The sequence below is a fragment of the Burkholderia sp. PU8-34 genome, assembly GCF_053427725.1.
Genome location: NZ_JBSAXC010000044.1, coordinates 1 through 2,461 on the forward strand (window position 1 = coordinate 1; position 2,461 = coordinate 2,461).

A 2,461-nucleotide genomic window follows, 5' to 3' on the forward strand; every position below is an offset into this window, starting at 1 on the left:
TTCCTTGGCCATTTTCAACTCCCAAAAGGAATTTCACATGTTGCGCCGCGCGCAAACAGACACTGACTATACTGCTGGTGCCCATGGGCAGGATCGAACTGCCGACCTCTCCCTTACCAAGGGAGTGCTCTACCACTGAGCCACATGGGCATTTTTATGCTTCAACTGCACGAACTGGAGCGGGTGAAGGGAATCGAACCCTCGTCGTAAGCTTGGAAGGCTTCTGCTCTACCATTGAGCTACACCCGCACGGGCCACTAACGATTCCCTACCGCTCTCTGCGTTGATATCTTGGTGGAGGAGGTTGGATTCGAACCAACGTAGGCGTAAGCCAACAGATTTACAGTCTGCCCCCTTTAGCCACTCGGGCACCCCTCCGTAGAGAACTGACGATTATGGGGGTACATCGAATCGTTGTCAAGCACATCGCGAAGATTATTTTCATTCTCTTCGCTGGCACCTGACCGATGCGCCCCAAGCCACTTATCGATGTTGCACCGAGCGAAACGCCCTCGCAAACAACGAAAGTCATGCCTGGCGCCTTGATGCCCGCATCTTCGTCAGATTCCGGTCATTCCGTTGCGAACCTGGATCCGCGCCGAAAAACCAGAAGACCGCCATCATACGGCCTTCTCGCGAGAAAGCCAAGCGGGTTCATGCAAAAATCCCGCAAATTTCGTGCCGAACGCGTTCGGACCACTTTTTGCGCGCGCAGAACGGCCTTCCCAGCCATCTAAATTCACCGCCGGCAGCCGGGAGCGGACCCTGACTCAGCGCGTTGATCGGTCGATCGCCACTACGTGGAAGCTCAGGAATTCGGAGGGAGTCCTCCGAATCGCAAAAACATTCGGCCGCCCACGTGGAAAGGCGCTCTTCGTTTCGCCCAGGCTCTCGAGTATCGGATGCCGAAGCGCCTCGTGATTCCGGCGGGACTGACAGGCTATCATCGGATGACGGCAGTCTATGTAGGGCCGGACTCAACGATGCACGCCTGGACGCCAAGGAGGTACTCCCGGTGCGCCCGACTCGAACCTCACGCGAGGAGCCTCCATGCGCATTTCGCGCGCCGTCCTGATTGCCGCCCATACTCGTCGCGGGCATCGCTGACGCTGCTCCGTACGAAAGCCTCTACCGCGGTACGATCGGCCGTTCCCCGGTCGTTCTACGCTTCTATCAGAACGACAAGCAGACAGTCGGCCGCTACTTCTACCGATCGAACGGCGTCGACATCGGACTTGTCCCGACCGGCAACGCGGGCGAATTCGTCGAGTGCCCGCTCTCCGGTGGCGCTGACGAACCTGCCGCCTGCGACCTTCCAACCGGAATCTGGACACTCTCGTTTGCCCCCGGCTCAGCATCTGAACCGCTTGGATATTCTGGACAGCTTCCAGCGTTAGTGCCGGGTGTTTCTGGAACGTGGCGGAAGAGTGCGCGAACGGCGGCCAGTCTGCCGATCCGCCTGGAAAGCACAAGTGCTGCTTGCGACGCGGATTTTCAGGGATCTTCGGCGACCGAACGCGGTTACGATTGCCTGCGGACCGAGTGGCCGAACGAGTTTTCGGCACGCACGGAGGCGTCGGCCGATCACGCCGTCGCCTGGCGATTCGTCACCGAGAAACGAAGTGGCGTGTCCACGCCGCAGCTGACGAGAGCACCATCCGCCGAGGCCATGCGAATCATCAACTCCGCGCTCGATCGGGAGTTTCGGGAGTCGGTCGGTTTTGCGCTGATGGCTCGTCCGAACGGCGATTCGAGCTGCACGACGAGGGTGGCATTTGCCAACGCCCGGTTGTTCACTGTCGACGCGACATGCTATTCGGACTGGCCGGGCGCAGCTCACCCATCGAACGACTGGAAGACGACAACCTACGATCTGTCGACCGGCAGACCGCTCGAATGGGTTCATACGATCCGCTTTCCAGGCATCGGCGCCGACACCTTCGACTTCACGAAAGGGAACGACGTGGTATCGCTCGCGCTACGGCACGTGGCAGACGAGCGCCATGACGGGGATTGCATCGAAGAAGCGTTCCGAAGCTTCGAATGCGACGGCTCGCGTTGCCGGAACCATGGTGCGAAGGATATCGGCGATTGGAGGTGACCCCTCTTGCTTTCGCCCAGGAGGGACGGGCTCTTTGCAGCATTCAACACGTATTCGGAGGCCGCGAGAAACTGCCGTGGCGAAGGCGTGCTACTGCCATGGCGCGACGTTCGCTCGCTTTTGCTCGCACCACGTACGTTGCCATGAAGACCGTGCGGGCGGCCCAGCTCGACATCTTCGTGATCGGTATTGAATTCGCGTCAGACGGCCACGAATGCCCCCAGCGCTTCCTGTGCTCACGCTCCGGCGGGTTTCATTCCACGCGGAACGAGAGGACCGCCAGGACCATCCTCGAGTACGGGTGACTCACCGTCGATGGCGCCTTGGTCTCGCAGCGGCGTAGCGTCGGCCAGGGCCAAA

1 protein-coding gene and 3 tRNA genes are annotated in these 2,461 nt (G+C 60.0%); 1 reads left to right on the forward strand and 3 read right to left on the reverse strand.

Annotated elements, in window-relative coordinates:
- Window positions 1-75: 75 nt before the first annotated feature.
- The 3 genes from ACV22Z_RS35580 to ACV22Z_RS35590 all read right to left on the reverse strand — a co-directional run bounded on the left by ACV22Z_RS35580 (window position 76) and on the right by ACV22Z_RS35590 (window position 378).
- Window positions 76-150, reverse strand: a tRNA-Thr gene (locus ACV22Z_RS35580).
- A 25-nt stretch (window positions 151-175) separates the two neighbouring features.
- Window positions 176-249: transfer RNA gene (locus ACV22Z_RS35585), tRNA-Gly, on the reverse strand.
- A 43-nt stretch (window positions 250-292) separates the two neighbouring features.
- A tRNA-Tyr gene (locus tag ACV22Z_RS35590) sits at window positions 293-378 on the reverse strand.
- Window positions 379-1,075: 697 nt separating this feature from the next.
- Here ACV22Z_RS35590 and ACV22Z_RS35595 point away from each other — a divergent pair.
- Entirely contained in the window at window positions 1,076-2,101 is a 1,026-nt protein-coding gene (locus ACV22Z_RS35595; RefSeq protein WP_448080922.1) for a hypothetical protein, read from the forward strand.
- Window positions 2,102-2,461: the final 360 nt, after the last annotated feature.